The organism is Bradyrhizobium sp. SZCCHNR1098 (assembly GCF_032489375.1).
Taxonomy (GTDB): Bacteria; Pseudomonadota; Alphaproteobacteria; order Rhizobiales; family Xanthobacteraceae; genus Bradyrhizobium.
This window is the reverse complement of the sequence record NZ_JAUEXY010000006.1, coordinates 240,860-256,371: the sequence shown is the minus strand read 5'-3', so window position 1 is coordinate 256,371 and position 15,512 is coordinate 240,860. Positions and strand designations below refer to the sequence as shown.

Annotated in this window: 15 protein-coding genes; 9 read left to right on the top strand and 6 right to left on the bottom strand. The window is 65.2% G+C overall.

The window, feature by feature from the left end:
* Window positions 1-2 precede the first annotated feature (2 nt).
* On the bottom strand, window positions 3-629 hold the full coding sequence (locus QX135_RS15630) for a ParB-like protein (protein ID WP_315739680.1): 627 nt from the start codon (window positions 627-629) through the stop codon (window positions 3-5).
* A gap of 239 nt (window positions 630-868) precedes the next feature.
* Between QX135_RS15630 and QX135_RS15625 the strand changes: the two genes are divergently transcribed.
* The 9 genes from QX135_RS15625 to fabF all read left to right on the top strand — a co-directional run bounded on the left by QX135_RS15625 (window position 869) and on the right by fabF (window position 8,467).
* The gene (locus QX135_RS15625) at window positions 869-1,219 is read left to right on the top strand and encodes a hypothetical protein (protein WP_315739679.1); all 351 of its coding nucleotides are present in this window, start codon (window positions 869-871) and stop codon (window positions 1,217-1,219) included.
* 217 nt (window positions 1,220-1,436) lie between these two features.
* Window positions 1,437-1,718: an acyl carrier protein gene (locus QX135_RS15620; RefSeq protein WP_006609130.1), complete on the top strand. Its 282-nt coding sequence runs from the start codon at window positions 1,437-1,439 to the stop codon at window positions 1,716-1,718.
* A gap of 9 nt (window positions 1,719-1,727) precedes the next feature.
* Window positions 1,728-2,198, top strand: a complete 471-nt coding sequence (locus QX135_RS15615) for a 3-hydroxyacyl-ACP dehydratase FabZ family protein (protein ID WP_315739678.1) — start codon at window positions 1,728-1,730, stop codon at window positions 2,196-2,198.
* Window positions 2,195-3,400, top strand: a complete 1,206-nt coding sequence (locus QX135_RS15610) for a beta-ketoacyl-ACP synthase (RefSeq protein ID WP_315739677.1) — start codon at window positions 2,195-2,197, stop codon at window positions 3,398-3,400. The genes QX135_RS15615 and QX135_RS15610 overlap by 4 nt, the downstream gene beginning before the upstream one ends.
* A gap of 37 nt (window positions 3,401-3,437) precedes the next feature.
* Window positions 3,438-4,712 (top strand): beta-ketoacyl-ACP synthase, encoded by a 1,275-nt coding sequence (locus QX135_RS15605; RefSeq protein ID WP_410052067.1) that lies wholly within the window; start codon window positions 3,438-3,440, stop codon window positions 4,710-4,712.
* 16 nt (window positions 4,713-4,728) lie between these two features.
* Window positions 4,729-5,661: a lipid A biosynthesis lauroyl acyltransferase gene (locus QX135_RS15600; RefSeq protein WP_316180535.1), complete on the top strand. Its 933-nt coding sequence runs from the start codon at window positions 4,729-4,731 to the stop codon at window positions 5,659-5,661.
* Between the two features lie 159 nt (window positions 5,662-5,820).
* Window positions 5,821-6,198, top strand: a complete 378-nt coding sequence (locus tag QX135_RS15595) for a VOC family protein (protein WP_315739675.1) — start codon at window positions 5,821-5,823, stop codon at window positions 6,196-6,198.
* A 477-nt stretch (window positions 6,199-6,675) separates the two neighbouring features.
* Window positions 6,676-7,191, top strand: coding sequence for a helix-turn-helix domain-containing protein (locus QX135_RS15590; protein WP_315739674.1), 516 nt, complete (start codon window positions 6,676-6,678; stop codon window positions 7,189-7,191).
* Between the two features lie 13 nt (window positions 7,192-7,204).
* Complete coding sequence (gene fabF, locus QX135_RS15585) at window positions 7,205-8,467, top strand: beta-ketoacyl-ACP synthase II (RefSeq protein WP_315797641.1); 1,263 nt, start codon at window positions 7,205-7,207, stop codon at window positions 8,465-8,467.
* Between the two features lie 148 nt (window positions 8,468-8,615).
* Here the strand turns inward: fabF and QX135_RS15580 are convergent, their stop codons facing one another.
* From QX135_RS15580 to QX135_RS15560, 5 genes are all read right to left on the bottom strand, one after another.
* On the bottom strand, window positions 8,616-9,722 hold the full coding sequence (locus QX135_RS15580) for a polyamine ABC transporter substrate-binding protein (protein WP_316180538.1): 1,107 nt from the start codon (window positions 9,720-9,722) through the stop codon (window positions 8,616-8,618).
* A 12-nt stretch (window positions 9,723-9,734) separates the two neighbouring features.
* Window positions 9,735-10,898, bottom strand: coding sequence for an aminotransferase (locus QX135_RS15575; protein WP_316180540.1), 1,164 nt, complete (start codon window positions 10,896-10,898; stop codon window positions 9,735-9,737).
* Window positions 10,899-10,907: 9 nt separating this feature from the next.
* Window positions 10,908-11,237 carry a rhodanese-like domain-containing protein gene (locus QX135_RS15570; protein WP_315739670.1) on the bottom strand — a complete coding sequence of 110 codons (330 nt, stop codon included), beginning with the start codon at window positions 11,235-11,237 and terminating at the stop codon, window positions 10,908-10,910.
* 108 nt (window positions 11,238-11,345) lie between these two features.
* Complete coding sequence (locus tag QX135_RS15565) at window positions 11,346-13,268, bottom strand: potassium transporter Kup (RefSeq protein ID WP_316180542.1); 1,923 nt, start codon at window positions 13,266-13,268, stop codon at window positions 11,346-11,348.
* Window positions 13,269-13,419: 151 nt separating this feature from the next.
* Window positions 13,420-15,318: a potassium transporter Kup gene (locus QX135_RS15560; RefSeq protein WP_315770897.1), complete on the bottom strand. Its 1,899-nt coding sequence runs from the start codon at window positions 15,316-15,318 to the stop codon at window positions 13,420-13,422.
* Window positions 15,319-15,512: the final 194 nt, after the last annotated feature.

The following is a 15,512-nucleotide window of genomic DNA, read 5'->3' as shown; positions in this document are numbered from 1 at the left end:
AGTCAGTCGTCCGACGCGGGTCCGCACCAGCCGGGCAGATAGACGGCGTCGTGGCTCTTTGCGGCCGCCAGCGCGTGCTCCATGGCGGCGGCGAAATGGGTCTCGACCGTCTTGCGCTTGACCTTGCGGCGCAGGAAGTCGGCCCATAGGAACTCGCTGAACGGCGTCGTGTCCTTGGCAAAGCCGCCGGCGCGGCGCAACTCGCCGGCCAGGCTGCGGAACGGATCGTCCTTCATATCCGCGACGGTCTTCGGCAGGTCCTTGAAATGCCGCCGCTCGCCCTTGGCGTCGTAAGGATAGGCCCAACGCTTGTTGTCCATCACGCCCCAGAACGCCTCGCGATCGACCATCGACAGATCGCCGATCACCGTGACCAGCACGTCCTTGACGCCCTCGTCATGGAGCGCGCGGGCGAGGTGATGGTGGTCGACGACGTAGTGCCGCTGGTCGGGACCGAGCACCACCGGGATCATGTGCTTGCCGAGCAGCTCGGCCTGCTTCTTCTTCGACTTGTGCTCGCGCCAGCGCTCGCGCTTCTCCTTCACTTCGCGCATGCCGACGGTCATCTGCGTCGGGCGCAGCGACAGGATCGGCACGGGATGAAGCAGCGGCTCGCGGGTATTGGCCATGGCCTGGGCTCCCGGGGGATGATCAGCATTATGCCACGCCTGCCGAGCCGTTCCAGTGCATCTGCCCGTAGCTGCGACGCCGTTCGGACCGGTCGCGGCAGGTTCCAATCACCCGCGGAGCGGGCGCCGATTGGATGCATCCGAGGAGGGAGATGTTTTGCTGATGCAGCTCAATTGTGGCAAAGTTTCTTTGTGAGAGGTTGGGCCCGCGTGCTAAAAAGGACCATCGGAGTCGAGGCATGAAGTCCCAGCGCCCCATTGCAGCGGAGGAAGAGCATCGCGTGGTGCCGTTCCGGCCGCGCAGCAGTCCGGTGCGGCGCGTGACCGAGGGCGGCAGCCCGCCGATTCAGCTGCATCGGCGCGAGCGGCCGACACTCGATCTCTCCCGATATGAGCAGCCGCGCGAAGAGCCCGACGATTTCCGGCACCGCATCCTGGCCAACATCGCGGCGATCGCCTTCACGGTCGCGTTGACCGCGATCGGCATCTGGCTGGCGATGAGCATTGCCGACCTGCGCAAGACCCAGGACTGCCTGCTGACCGGACGGCGCGACTGCGCCCGCATCATCACTGAGACCTACACGCCCTGATCCCTGCTGGACGCCGCTCGGCCGCCAGCGGCGGAGCATCACAATCCCGCCACAACCGCCGTGTCCGGCTCCATTGAACTCACCGCGTCGCTCCGATATACGGGCACACGACTCCCGGGCGGCGGGGGTAGAAGGGCTCGCATCAGACGGCCCCGGGGGCGCGGTGTCCTCCCGTCGCCACCTACCGGATTAGCTCCAAAATATCAAAGGCTTAGTGATGTCCTCAACATTCGATCAGGTCGCCACGATCATCGCTGAAACCTGCGACATCCCGCGCGACACGATCACGCCGGATAGCCACGCCATCGACGATCTGGGCATCGACAGCCTCGATTTCCTCGACATCGCGTTTGCGATCGACAAGGCCTTCGGGATCAAGCTGCCGCTCGAGAAGTGGACGCAGGAAGTCAACGACGGCAAAGCCAGCACCGAGCAGTATTTCGTGCTGAAGAACCTGTGCGCCCGCATCGACGAGCTGGTCGCCGCCAAGGGCGCCTGAGCGCCCGCCATGCAAATCGAATATTTCCTGCTCATCGACCGCATTCTTGACCTCCGACTGGACGAGAAGGCCATCACTGTCGAAGCCAAGGTTCCCACCGAGAGCACGATCTTCGAAGGACACTTTCCGGGCTATCCGATCATGCCCGGTGTTCTCTTGATCGAGTCCATGGCCCAGACGTCCGGCTGGCTGCTGCTCGCGCTGATGAAGTTCGAGCGGATGCCGTTCCTCGCCGCCGTGAAGGAAGCCAAGATGCGCGGCTTCGTGTCGCCGGGCGAGGTGCTGACCGTCGAGGCCAACGTGCTGCACGAGGGCTCCGGCTACGCCGTGACCGAAGCGCGCGTGAAGGTCGGCGGCAAGCTGCGCTCGAACGCGACGATCACTTTCAGCCACGTCCCCTTCCCCAATCCGGAGCTGCGCGGACACATGGACGCCGTCGCCGAGCGCGTCGGCTTTCCGCAACAGGTCCTGCAGCGATGAGTGAGACGACAGCCGTGACCTCCAATCCCGTCGAAGTCTGGATCACCGGTATCGGTCTTGCGACCTCGCTTGGCGAGGGACTCGATGCGAACTGGGACGCCCTCAACTCCGGCCAGATCAATATCGACGAGCAGGGTTTCGCGCCCTACATCGTGCATCCCTGGGCCAAGGTGAACCTGGAAGCGCAGATCCCCAAGAAGGAGCAGCGCCAGATGGAGGCGTGGCAGCGCATCGGCACCTATGCCGCCGGGCTGGCGCTGGATTCCGCCGGCCTCAAGGGCAACAAGGACATCCTGTCCCGGATGGACATGATCGTGGCCGCGGGCGGCGGCGAGCGCGACATCTCCGTCGACATCGCGATCCTCAACGCGGAAGCCCAGGGCAATTGCACGCCCGGCTTCCTGAACGACCGGCTGATGAACGACCTGCGCCCGACCCTGTTCCTGGCGCAGTTGTCCAACCTGCTCGCCGGCAACATCGCGATCTCGCACGGCGTCTGCGGCACCTCGCGCACCTTCATGGGCGAGGAGGTTGCGGGCGTCGACGCCTTCAAGATCGCTTTGGCCCGCATCGCCGGCGGTCAGAGCGACATCGCGCTGGTCGGCGGCTCGCATAATGGCGAGCGCAAGGATCTGCTCGTGCTGTACGAGTTCGGCGACTACAATCTGAAGAACGAGTTCAAGCCGGTCTGGGCCCGCAAGGACCATCCGGGCTTCGCGCTCGGATCGGCCGGCGCGTTCCTGGTGCTGGAATCCAAGCCGCATGCCGAGGCCCGCGGCGCCAAGCCGCTGGCGCGGCTCAGCAAGGTCGTCGCCGACCGCGCCCGCCGCAAGGAGGCAGGTGCCGTCACCGGGACGCTCGACCGTCTTTGGTCGGCGCTGGACGTGCATGACGCGCCGGGCGCGATCATCACCGGCGCGACCGGTGCCGAGCCCGTGACGTCGGAGGAACGCGCGTTCCTCGACCATCACAAATCCTACGCCGTGCGCTCGAGCGGCACCCGCTTCGGCCACACGATGGAGGCGCATTTCGCGCTCGATCTCGCGCTGGCGGCGCTGTCGATCTCGCGCGGTGCCCTGTTCGCACCGGGCGACTCCTCGGGCGTCGAGGCGGACATGAAGGAGGCTCCGACCCAGATCGTAGTGGTCGGCGCCGGCCATTACCGCGGCGAAGGCATGGCCTTGGTCGAAGCAGTCAAGTGAACACGGCTCGGCAGACCGATTCACGACGGGGGACATCATGAGTGTACGCGACAAGTTTGGACGTCCCATCGTGGTCGTGACCGGGATGGGGATCGTCACCTCGCTCGGGGCCGGCAAGTCGGACAATTGGAACAAGCTCGTTGCGGGCGAGTCCGGCATCCGCACCATCACGCGCTTCCCGATCGACGGCCTGAAGACGACGATGGCCGGCACGGTCGACTTCGTTCCCGTGGCTCCGTTCACGTCGACGGGTCTGTCCGAGCGGCTGGCCCACATGGCCGTTGAGGAAGCCATCGCGCAGGCCGGGATCGGCTCCAAGGGCGACTTCCCGGGGCCGCTGTTTCTCGCCGTCGCCCCGGTCGAGATCGAATGGCCGCAGCGGCTCGAGCTCGCGCACGAGGTCGGCGGCACCCAGTTCACCTATGACGACCTGCTGAAGGTCTGCGGCGGCGGCAAGTTCGTCAACTATCACCACCGCTTCCTGTTCGGCTCGGTGGCGGATTCGCTGTCGGACACATTCGGCACCAAGGGCTCGCCGATCTCGCTGTCGACCGCCTGCGCCTCCGGCGCGACCGCGATCCAGCTCGGCGTCGAGGCGATCCGGCGCGGTGAGACCGACGTCGCGCTATGCGCCGCCACCGAAGGCTCGGTCAATCCGGAAGGGCTCGTGCGCTTCTCGCTGCTGTCGGCGCTGTCGACGCAGAACGACCCACCGCAAGGCGCCTCGAAGCCGTTCTCGAAGAACCGCGATGGCTTCGTGATGGCCGAGGGCGCCGGTGCGCTGGTGCTGGAGAGCTATGATGCGGCGGTCGCGCGCGGCGCCAAGATCCTCGGCGTCGTCGCCGGCTGCGGCGAGCTGACCGACTCCTTCCATCGCACCCGCTCCTCGCCGGACGGCAAGCCGATCATCGGCTGCATCCGCAAGGCGCTGGCCGACGCCGGCATGGCGCCGGAGCAGATCGACCACATCAACGCCCACGGCACCGCGACGCCCGAGAACGACAAGATGGAATATGTCGGCGTCTCCGCCGTGTTCGGCGAGCACACCGGCAAGATCCCGGTGTCGTCGAACAAGTCGATGGTCGGGCATACGATCTCGGCAGCCGGCGCGGTCGAGGCGATCTTCTCGCTGCAGACGCTCGAGCATCAGCGGATTCCGCCGACCATCAACTACGACATTCCGGATCCCGCGATCCTGTTCGACGTGGTCGGCAACAAGGCCCGCGACGCGCGGGTCACCACCGTGATGTCGAATTCGTTCGGCTTCGGCGGCCAGAACGCCTCGCTGATCCTGACGCGCGAACCGGCCTGATCCGCCGCTGCCATCGATGAGTCTCCTGCCACTCCGGACCAAGCTCGTGATCCGCCGAGCCGTGAAGTCGGCCGGGGCTTCCGCCGTCGGCGCGCTGACGGTCGGCATGCTCAGGACCACGCGCTATTTCGACCCGCAGAAGACGGCCGACCGCTTCGCGCGCCTCGCGCAGATGATCGGGCCACGCCTGCGCGAGCAGCGCATCGGTCGCGACAATCTCACCGCGGCCTTCCCGGAGAAATCGCCCGCGGAGATCGAGAAGATCCTCGCCGGCGTGTGGGACAATCTCGGCCGCGTCGGCGCCGAGTTCGCCCATCTCGACAAGATCTGGGATTACGACGAGGCGCATCCCGAGCGCAGCCGGATCGAGCTGTCGCCGCGCACCCATGAGCTGTTTCATCAGCTCCGCCTCGACGGCAAGCCAGCCCTGATCTTTGCCAGCCATCTCGCCAATTGGGAGATGCCGGCGCTGGCGGCGGTCGCCCATAAGCTCGATACGGCGATCCTTTATCGCCGACCCAACATCGCCGCCGCCGACCGCATCATCCAGGAGATTCGGCAGGTCAAGATGGGCGCACTGGTCCCGGCCGGCCGCGACGCGCCGCTGCGGCTGGCACAGGCGCTCAAGAACGGCCAGCACGTTGCCATGCTGGTCGATCAGTATCTGACCGGTGGCGTCGAGGTCACCTTCTTCGGCCGCAAGACCCGCGCAAATCCGATGCTGGCTCGCCTGTTACGCCAGGTCGAATGCCCCGTGCACGGCGTCCGCATCATCCGCCTTCCCGGCAATCGCTTCCGCGCCGAAGTGTCGGAGGAAGTGAAGCCGGTGCGGACGGCCGACGGTCAGATCGACATCCAGGGCACGACGCAGGCGGTCACCGACGTCGTCGAGGGCTGGATCCGCGAATATCCGGAGCAGTGGCTTTGGCTGCACCGGCGCTGGCGGTAGTCGGCGCCGTACCAAATTCCACCACGAGGAAGCCGGTCCGCAGCATCCCATTCCGTCGATCGGCTCATCCGAACAAAACCCTTACCTCTTGCACCAACGGCCGCTACCTTGGCCACCTATCCGACAGCTGTTCGGAAGCTCCAGGGAGGATAAGCGCGAATGTTTTCGCACGTGATGATCGGCACCAACGACCTCGACAAGGCCAAGGCCTTCTACGACAAGCTGCTGGGGACGCTGGGCGTGCGCCCGGCCAGGGTCGACGGCCACCGCATCTTCTACATCACGCCGACCGGCATCTTCTCGGTGTCAAAGCCGATCAACGGCCAGCCCGCGACCCCTGCCAATGGCGGCACCATCGGCTTTGCCTGCAGCTCGCCCGAACAGGCTGACGCGTGGCATGCAGCGGGCCTGGAAGCCGGCGGCACCACCTGCGAAAATCCGCCCGGCATCCGCGAAGGTTCGACGGGCAAGCTTTACCTCGCCTACTTGCGCGACCTCGACGGCAACAAGCTCTGCGCCATGCATCGGTTGGGGTGATCCGAGAGGTTGCCAACGGCGGGGATCGCCCATTGCCGGGCGGTTCCGGTCGATGAAGGCGCGGGGCTGACGATCGACTGGGACACGCCCGTTGGGCCTGATCAGGTCGCGCACCAGTCAGCGCAAAAGATGGACGCCGCGCGACAGCGGACCGCCAAGAGGGCTTTCGTCCAAACCTCGGCCAAGCTCGACGACCCCGTCATTCCAAACGCTGATCTAAATGGATCTCGGCGCGGCCGGTGACGGCTACGAGGTCGCCTGGTCGCGCCGACGCCATCAGAGCGGCGCATCACTCGCGCGAGACGCCGCCAGCTCGCTGAAGTGCCGTCCACCCCACCTGCAGACGAACCCCTCAGTCGCCGGGAGCGACGAGCCGCGCTGCCCGACCGTCATGGTGTGAAGCGCCCGGCACCAGTATGCGGGCACGGCTCTGGCTTGTGACTTGCAATTAGCAAGTTACTCGGGCATGGTGGCTGTATGCAGCCGAAGAAATTCAAATCTGCGGAATGTCCCGCCGCACGGGCGGTCGAGTGCGTCGGCGAGTGGTGGAGCATTCTGATCTTGCGCGACGCGTTCCAGGGACTCACTCGCTTCGACGAATTTCAGGACAGCCTGGGTATCGCGTCCAACATCCTGTCGCGTCGCCTCGCGCATCTCACCGATACGGGCATGTTCGAACGGCGGCTCTATAACGAACACCCGCCCCGATACGAATATGTCCTCACCCCTAAGGGCCAAGACTTCTTCCCGGTCGTGGTGGCGATGTTCGCGTGGGGAAACAGGCACCTCGCCCCCGAGGGCAAATCGATTGTCATGGCTGATCGCAACAGCGCACGCACGTTCGATCCGGTCGTGGTGGATGCCTGCAGCAAGACGCCGATCACGCCGACGAACGCGGTGCTTCTCCCTGGTCCGCGAGCAAGCGCAGGCATGCGCAAGCGTCTCGCCTCGATCCGAGCAATGCGCCCGGAGACGTCTTCCTCGCCAGACTAGTTAGGAGAGCAGCATGCGTCGGATTGTCGTGACGGGATTGGGTGTCGTGTCCCCTTTGGGATGCGGCGTTGAACTTGCGTGGGCGCGTCTGCTGTCCGGCCGGTCGGGACTCCGCGCGCTACCCGAATGGGCTGCAGCCTTGCCGGCCAAAGTCGCCGGGATCGTGCCCAGCAAGAGCGAGGATGCCGAGGGTGGCTTCGATGCCGACCTTGCCGCATCGCCAAAGGACCAGCGCAGGATGGACCGGTTCATCATTTTCGCCTTGGCGGCTGCCGCCGAGGCGATCGCCCAGGCCGGATGGGCGCCCGCTGATGCACACGCGGCCGGACGAACCGCCACGATCATCGCGTCCGGCATCGGCGGTTTTCCGGCTATCGTCGAGGCGGTCAGGACCACCGAGCAGCGAGGCGTGCAACGGCTGTCGCCTTTCACAGTACCATCATTCCTGCCCAATCTCGCAGCGGGTCATGTCAGCATCCGGTTTGGCTTCAAGGGGCCCGTAGGAACGCCGGTTACCGCATGCGCAGCGGGCGTACAGGCGATCGGCGATGGAGCACGCCTGATCCGATCGGGCGAAGCTGACATTGCGGTGTGTGGCGGCACGGAGGCCTGCATCGACCTCGTCAGCTTGGGAGGTTTCGCCGCGGCTCGGGCGCTATCGACCCGCTTCAATGACACGCCGGACCGCGCGTCCCGGCCGTTCGATCGAGACCGCGACGGCTTCGTCATGGGGGAAGGCGCCGGCGTCCTGGTGATCGAGGAGTTGGAGCATGCGCTTGCACGCGGGGCGTCGCCAATTGCCGAGATCGTTGGCTATGGCACAACCAGCGACGCCTTTCACATCACGTCCGGGCCCGAGGACGGCGAAGGCGCGCGTCGCGCAATGGAGGCTGCGCTGCGACAGGCCGGGCTCGAACCGGGCGACGTGCAGCATCTGAACGCTCACTCGACCTCCACGCCATCGGGCGATCGCAGCGAGCTCGAAGCGATCAAGGCGGTGTTCGGGTGCGACAGGCGCATTGCCGTGAGCGCGACAAAATCATCGACCGGCCATCTGCTCGGAGCAGCCGGTGGGCTTGAATCGATCTTCACCGTTCTGGCTCTGCGCGATCAGATCGCGCCGCCGACCCGCAATATCACCACGCCCGACGCCGCGGCCGACAGTGTGGACCTGGTCCGCGGTGAACCGAGATCAATGAGAATGGACCGTGCGATCTCGAACGGCTTTGGCTTCGGCGGAGTCAACGCCAGCATCGTTTTCCAGCGCTGGTCGTGACCCTTTCGAGTCAGGTTCAACCGCATCGACGAGCCCGTACGCGCCCACGCGCCTACGGGCTCGAGCCATCCTTTACGCTTCGCCATGCTACTGACTGTTGCGCGATGTTGTCATCCAGAGACAATCGTCTCGGACACCAGGTGTCGCGTCACCGCCCCGTCTTCACCTTGGTCCACAACCGGTTGATGGTCCGCTGCGTGGCCGGATCGCGGGCGGTGATGACGAACAGCTTCTTCAGCATCGCCTCGTCCGGATAGATGTTCTTGTCGCCGAGGATCTTCGGGTCGATCAGCTTCTGGCTGGCCAGGTTGCCATTGGCATAGGACAGGAAGTCCGAGTTCTTGGCGGCGATCTCAGGGCGGTAGAGGTAGTTGATCAGCGCATACGCCTCAGCCACGTGCGGGGCGTCGGCGGGAATCGCAAAATTGTCGAAGAACATCTGCGCGCCCTCCTTCGGGATGGCGTAGCCGATCTCGATGCCGTTCTTGGCCTCCTCGGCGCGGCTGCGCGCCTGCATGATGTCGCCGGACCAGCCGACCACCAGGCAGATCTCGCCGGTGGCGAGCGCGCTCAGATACTCCGACGAATGAAACTTGCGGACAGACGACGCAACCTTGCCGACCACGTCGCCCGCCTTCTCCAGGTCGGCCTGCTTGGTCGAGTTCGGATCGAGACCGAGGAAGTTGAGCGCCGCCGGAAAGATGTCGTCGGCGGAATCCAGCATGTGGACGCCGCAATCCTTGAACTTGGCGAGGTTCTCCGGCTTGAACACCATGTCCCAGCTGTCGATCCGCGCGCCGGGACCCAGGATCTTCTCGACCGCCTTGACGTTGTAGCCGATCCCGGTCGTGCCCCACATGTAGTTGGCGGCGAACTGATTGCCGGGGTCGTAGGTGGCGAGACGCTCGGTCACGACAGGCCACGCGTTGGCGAGATTCGGCAGCTTCGACTTATCGAGCGGCTGGAAGATCTTTGCCTTGATCTGGCGCTGCAGGAAATACGCGGTCGGAACCACGACGTCGTAGCCGGATTTGCCGGCGAGCAGCCGCGTCTCCAGGGTCTCGTTGGCGTCGAACGTGTCGTAGACGACCTTGATGCCGGTCTCCTTGGTGAAGTCGTCAAGGACACCTGGCGCCATGTAGTTCGACCAGTTGTAGAAGTTGACGACGCGCTCCTCGGCGCGCCCCGCCGGCACCGTGAGCGTCAGCGCCGCGACAGCCAGCGCCAGAGCCGAACCCATGCAGCCGCGCGTCATCCCTCTTGTCTCCTAGCGCCGGTGGATGGCGTCCGAAAGGCGCTCCAGCGCCGTATCCAAGGTTGCGTCCTTCTTGGCGAAGCAGAACCGCACGACGGACGTCACGGCATCCGTCTCGTAGAACGCCGACACCGGGATGGCGGCCACCTTGTAGTCGTGGACGATGCGCCGGCAGAACTGCTCGTCGGTCTCGTTGAGGCCGAGCGGCGAAAGGTCGACGGTCAGGAAGTAGGTCCCCTGCGCCTTCAGCACGGGAAACCCCAGGCTTTCGAGACCGGCCGTGAGCCGGTCGCGGCTGCGCGCGAACTCGCTGCGCATATTGACGAAATAGTCGTCCGGCTTGCCGAGCCCGTAGGCGACCGCGACCTGCAGGTTCGGCGCGGTCGTGAAGGTCAGGAATTGATGCACCTTGGCGGCGACGCGCAACAGATGCGGCGCGGCGCAGACGAATCCGATCTTCCAGCCCGTCAACGAGAAGATCTTTCCTGCCGAGCCGACCTTGATGGTGCGGTCGCGCATGCCGGGAATCGTGATCAGCGGAATGTGCGCGCGGCCGTCGAACACCACGTGCTCCCACACCTCGTCGCAGATCGCGACCGCATCGAACTCCTGGCAGAAGCGCGCCAACAGCTCGAGGTCCTCGCGCGGATAGACCACGGCGGCCGGGTTGAGCGGGTTGTTGAACAGCACCGCCTTGGTCTTCGGCGAGAACGCCTGCCGCAGCATCTCCTCCGAGAGCCGCCAATGCGGCGGCTCGAGCCGGACGAGGCGCGGAATGCCGCCGGCCTGGCGGATGATCGGCAAGTATGAATCATAGACCGGCTGGAAGCAGATCACCTCGTCGCCAGGCTCCACCACCGACAGGATCGCCGACGTCAGCGCCTCAGTGCCGCCGGAGGTGACCATGACCTCGCTCATCGGGTCGAGATCGAGCTTGTGCCAGTGCCGGTAGTGGGCCGCGATGGCCTGGCGCAGCTCGGGCAGGCCCATCATCGACGGATACTGGTTGTAGCCGTTGAGGACGGCGTCGGCCGCCGCGCAGCGGATATCCTCCGGGCCCGGATCGTCGGGAAAGCCCTGCCCCAGATTGATCGCGTTGTTGTCGCGCGCGAGCTGCGACATCTGCTCGAAAATGGTGACGGGCAGGTCGGCGAAGACCTTGTTCTGCGAGATCATGATCGCCTGTCAGCCGCCGGTCCTGGTCGGCAGGCCGGCCGCCTTCCAGCCGAGCATGCCCCCCTGGAGATGCTTGTCGTAGGGCAGACCGGCGGCCTGCGCCGCCAGCGAGGCCGTCACCGAGCGCTTGCCGGAGCGGCAGGCGAACACGACATCCTTGCCTTGGGGATCCGGGATCAGCTTCGGGTCGAAGCCCGACAGCGGAACGACGACGCCGTGGGGATAGGCTTCCGCAGCAACTTCGTTCGGCTCTCGCACGTCAACCAGAAGAATTCGCCCTTCCGCGATCCCCTGGGCCACGTCCTGCGGGGTCAAATCGTGCACAACAGCCACGCCCATCCTCCAAGCCTTCAGCAGGGCCGTACCGACCCTGATCCGGCCGCCAAACTCACCCTAGACGCTACGAAAATCAAGCGCTTCGGCACACTGGCGCGGCGGGTCCAGAGCTCAGATCGTGACCTGGGTGCCGACCTCCACCACCCGTCCGCTCGGGATCTGAAAATAGTCAGTCGCATCGTTGGCGGAGCGGCTCATCGAGATGAACAGGTGATCCTGCCAGCGCGGCATGCCCGAATGCGCAGCCGGCTTCAGCGCGCGGCGCGACAGGAAGAACGAGGTCGACATGATGTCGAACTGCCAGCCCAGCTTGCGCGCGATCGCCAGCGCGCGCGGCACGTTGGGCGATTCCATGAAGCCGAAGCGCAACGTCACCTTGGAGAAAGTCGGACTGATCTGCTCGAGGCGAACGCGTTCGGACGGATCGATGCGCGGCGTCGGCGCGGTCTCGATGGTCAGGATCACGTTCTTCTCGTGCAGCACCTTGTAGTGCTTGAGGCTGTGCATCAGCGCGGTCGGCGCGCTCAAGGGATCGCTGGTCAGGAACACGGCCGTTCCCGCCACCCGCTGCGGCGGACGCTTCTCGAGCATCGCAACGAGATCGGCGAGCGGGAATTCGAGCTTGCGCGACTTGTCGAACAAGAGCCGGCTGCCGCGCCGCCACGTGTACATCAGCGTCATCACGAAGCCGCCCAGCGCCAGCGGCACCCAGCCGCCTTCGAGCACCTTCAGGAGGTTCGCCGCCAGGAAGGTCAGGTCCAGGAACAGAAACGGCGCGATCAGCGCGGCCGCCGCGAACGGCGACCAGCGCCAGACCTTCCAGATCACGACGAAGCCCATCATCGCGGTGACGACCATGGTGCCGGTGACCGAGATGCCGTAGGCCGAGGCGAGTGCGCTGGACGACTTGAACATCAGCACCAGCAGCATGACCGAGATCAGCAGCAGCTTGTTGATGCGCGGAATGTAGATCTGACCCGAATGCGCCTCGGAGGTGTGGCGGATCTCGAAGCGCGGCAGCAGGCCGAGCTGGATCGCCTGCCGCGTCAGCGAATAGGCGCCGGTGATGACGGCTTGGCTCGCGATCACGGTCGCGGCGGTGGCCAGCCCGACCATCGGGATCAGCGCCCAGTCCGGGAACATCAGGAAGAACGGATTCTCGATCGCCTTGGCATCGGCGATCACCAGCGCCCCCTGCCCCAGATAATTGAGCGCCAGCGACGGCAGCACGATGAACAGCCAGGCGGTTTGGATCGGACGTTTGCCGAAATGGCCGAGGTCGGCATACAGCGCCTCGGCGCCGGTCACGGCCAGGAAGACGGCGCCGAGCGTGATGAAGCCGATGATGCCGTGATGCAGCATGAACGACACGGCATGCAGCGGGTTGATCGCCCACAGCACCTCCGGATGGTGCAGGATCGGCGGCAGCGCCGCGATCCCGATCACCACGAACCAGATCAGCATGATCGGGCCGAAGAACGCTGCGACCTTGGCCGTGCCGCGCACCTGGACCGCGAACAGCATGACCAGGATGATGACTGTGAGCGGCACGACGTAGGGATCGAACGCCGCCGTCACCAGCTTGATGCCCTCGATCGCCGACAGCACAGACAGGGCCGGCGTGATCACCGCATCGCCATAGAACAGCGCGCCCGAGATGATGCCGAGCAGAACGATGACGCTGGCGCCGCGCGTGACCGCGCGCTGGGCGAGCGCCATCAGCGCCAGCGTTCCGCCCTCGCCGTGGTTGTCGGCGCGCAGCAGGATCACGACGTATTTGAGGGTTACGACGACGATGAGAGCCCACAGGATGAGCGAGATCACCCCCATCACGGCGTGAGGCGCAGGTTCGCCGCCGCTGCTCGCAGCCATGACCGCTTCACGCAACGCGTAGAGCGGGCTGGTGCCGATGTCGCCATAGACGACACCGATGCTTCCCAGTGTCAGCGCCGCGAAGCTGGCCGTGGAATGGGCGTTGCCATGCCCGTTGGTCGCCGGCGCTTCCGCGGGCGTAGCTGCGACGTCGACTGTCATGGGGTAGCCCCCTCGAGGACTCGTTAATGCTTCACTGCACAACGCGGCAGAGCGCGCGGCTTATAGCGGCAGAGCGCTGCTATGGACCTGAAGAGAATGCGCTTCAGCCATGCAATTAAGCATGCATGAGCCGCCAGGGAAGATCAATCGATTAAATCGTTACCTGGGTACCCACTTCGACGACCCGGCCCGTCGGAATCTGGAAGTAGTCCGTGGCGTCATTGGCCGACCGGCTCAGGCCAATGAAGAGATGGTCCTGCCAGGTCGGCATGCCCGATTGGGACGATGGCTTCAACGAGCGGCGCGAGACGAAGAACGACGTCGACATGATGTCGAACTGCCAGCCGAGCTTGCGCGCCACCGCCAGCGCGCGCGGCACGTTCGGGGATTCCATGAACCCGAAGCGCAGCCGCACCTTGGAAAACTTCTCGCTGATCTTCTCCATGCGCACGCGCTCCGACACATCGACCCGCGGCGTCTGCGCGGTCTCGATGGTCAGGATCACATTGTGCTCGTGCAGCACCTTGTTGTGCTTGAGATTGTGCAACAGGGCCGTCGGCACGGAGGTCGGATCGCTGGTGAGAAACACCGCCGTGCCCTTGACGATGTGAGGAGGCCTCTTCTCCAGGCTGGTGATCAGGTCGTCCAGCGGAACCTCGATCTTGCGCGTCTTGAGCACCAAAATCGCCGAGCCACGCCGCCAAGTCCAGATCGTCACGACCATCGCGGCACCGAACAGCAGCGGAACCCAGGCTCCTTCGAGGAGCTTCAGCAGATTGGCGCTGAAGAAGGTCATGTCGACGATGACGAAGGGAGCGATTACGGCCGCCGCCACGGCCGCACGCAAGTTCCACAGCTTCCAGATCACCACGAAGCCCATGATGCCGTCGGCCACCATGGTGGTGGACACCGCGATGCCGTAGGCGGAGGCCAGATTGCTCGAGGTCCGGAACAGCAGAACCAGTAGCAGCACGCCGATCAGCAGCAACCGGTTGACGCGCGGCAGATAGATCTGGCCGGCATGGCTCTCGGACGTATAGCGGACCTCGAAACGCGGCAGCAGGCCGAGCTGGACCGCCTGGCCGACCAGCGAATAGGCACCGGTGATCACGGCCTGGCTCGCGATGACGGTCGCGGCGGTCGCCAGCACCACCAGCGGCAGCAGCAACAGTTCAGGCACCATCCGGTAGAACGAATTCTCGATCGCGGCGGGATCGGACAGCACCAGGGCGCCCTGCCCGAAATAGTTGATCAGCAGCGCCGGTAGCACGAAGAACAGCCAAGCCGACTGGATCGGCCTGCGGCCGAAATGACCGAGATCCGCATAGAGCGCCTCGCCGCCGGTGACCGCGAGGAACACCGCGCCCAGGGTGATCAGGCCGATCGTGCCATGCGAGAGCAGGAACTGCACCGCGTAATAGGGATTGATGGCCGCAAGCACGGAGGGGTCGTCGCTGATGTGGACGATTCCCATCACGGCGAGGCTGGTGAACCATGTGATCATGACCGGGCCGAACGCGGAGGCGACGCGCGCCGTCCCCTTGCTCTGGACCGCGAACAGCACGACCAGGATGAACACGGTCAGCGGCACGACGTAGTGCTCGAGCGCGGGCGCCGCGAGCTTGAGGCCCTCGACCGCGGACAACACCGAGATCGCCGGCGTGATCATCGAATCGCCGATGAACATCGACGCGCCGATCACGCCCAGCGACATCAGGAACAGGCTGCGCCGGCCCAGGGCGCGCTGTCCCAGCGCCATCAGCGACAGCGTTCCGCCCTCGCCATTGTTATCGGCACGGAGCAGCAGCAGCACGTATTTGGCCGTCACCACGATGAACAGCGACCAGAGGATCAGGGAAAGCACGCCGAGCACGATGATCCGCGACACCGGCTGTCCCTGAGCAGCGCCGTGCGCAGCCTCGCGAAAGGCGTAGAGGGGCGAGGTGCCGATGTCGCCGAACACCACGCCGATGCTGCCTAGCGTCAGCCCCCAGAACCCCGACGTGCTCGCGGTGTCCTGTCCTTCGGTCGATGTCGCGCTGGCCGTCATGTTGCTTGGAACGCATCTTCCTGTCTGGCCCGGCGCGTGTGAACGCAGACCGTTCGCAGGTCAAGCCTCTACCGTAAGCAGACCGATGTTCCCAGGCCGCAACCAAACGGCACGGCTGACGCGGATATCGCATGCCGCATCGCGGCAAGTGCCTTTAGCCCAAGCATCCTGAGGCAGATGTCGGATCTGCCTCG

What these genes read in the sequence shown, in the direction of transcription:
- QX135_RS15630 (WP_315739680.1), bottom strand. Translation starts at nt 629, where the DNA reads ATGGCCAATACCCGCGAGCCGCTGCTTCATCCCGTGCCGATCCTGTCG.
- QX135_RS15625 (WP_315739679.1), top strand. Translation starts at nt 869, where the DNA reads ATGAAGTCCCAGCGCCCCATTGCAGCGGAGGAAGAGCATCGCGTGGTG.
- QX135_RS15620 (WP_006609130.1), top strand. Translation starts at nt 1,437, where the DNA reads ATGTCCTCAACATTCGATCAGGTCGCCACGATCATCGCTGAAACCTGC.
- QX135_RS15615 (WP_315739678.1), top strand. Translation starts at nt 1,728, where the DNA reads ATGCAAATCGAATATTTCCTGCTCATCGACCGCATTCTTGACCTCCGA.
- QX135_RS15610 (WP_315739677.1), top strand. Translation starts at nt 2,195, where the DNA reads ATGAGTGAGACGACAGCCGTGACCTCCAATCCCGTCGAAGTCTGGATC.
- QX135_RS15605 (WP_410052067.1), top strand. Translation starts at nt 3,438, where the DNA reads ATGAGTGTACGCGACAAGTTTGGACGTCCCATCGTGGTCGTGACCGGG.
- QX135_RS15600 (WP_316180535.1), top strand. Translation starts at nt 4,729, where the DNA reads ATGAGTCTCCTGCCACTCCGGACCAAGCTCGTGATCCGCCGAGCCGTG.
- QX135_RS15595 (WP_315739675.1), top strand. Translation starts at nt 5,821, where the DNA reads ATGTTTTCGCACGTGATGATCGGCACCAACGACCTCGACAAGGCCAAG.
- QX135_RS15590 (WP_315739674.1), top strand. Translation starts at nt 6,676, where the DNA reads ATGCAGCCGAAGAAATTCAAATCTGCGGAATGTCCCGCCGCACGGGCG.
- fabF (WP_315797641.1), top strand. Translation starts at nt 7,205, where the DNA reads ATGCGTCGGATTGTCGTGACGGGATTGGGTGTCGTGTCCCCTTTGGGA.
- QX135_RS15580 (WP_316180538.1), bottom strand. Translation starts at nt 9,722, where the DNA reads ATGACGCGCGGCTGCATGGGTTCGGCTCTGGCGCTGGCTGTCGCGGCG.
- QX135_RS15575 (WP_316180540.1), bottom strand. Translation starts at nt 10,898, where the DNA reads ATGATCTCGCAGAACAAGGTCTTCGCCGACCTGCCCGTCACCATTTTC.
- QX135_RS15570 (WP_315739670.1), bottom strand. Translation starts at nt 11,237, where the DNA reads ATGGGCGTGGCTGTTGTGCACGATTTGACCCCGCAGGACGTGGCCCAG.
- QX135_RS15565 (WP_316180542.1), bottom strand. Translation starts at nt 13,268, where the DNA reads ATGACAGTCGACGTCGCAGCTACGCCCGCGGAAGCGCCGGCGACCAAC.
- QX135_RS15560 (WP_315770897.1), bottom strand. Translation starts at nt 15,318, where the DNA reads ATGACGGCCAGCGCGACATCGACCGAAGGACAGGACACCGCGAGCACG.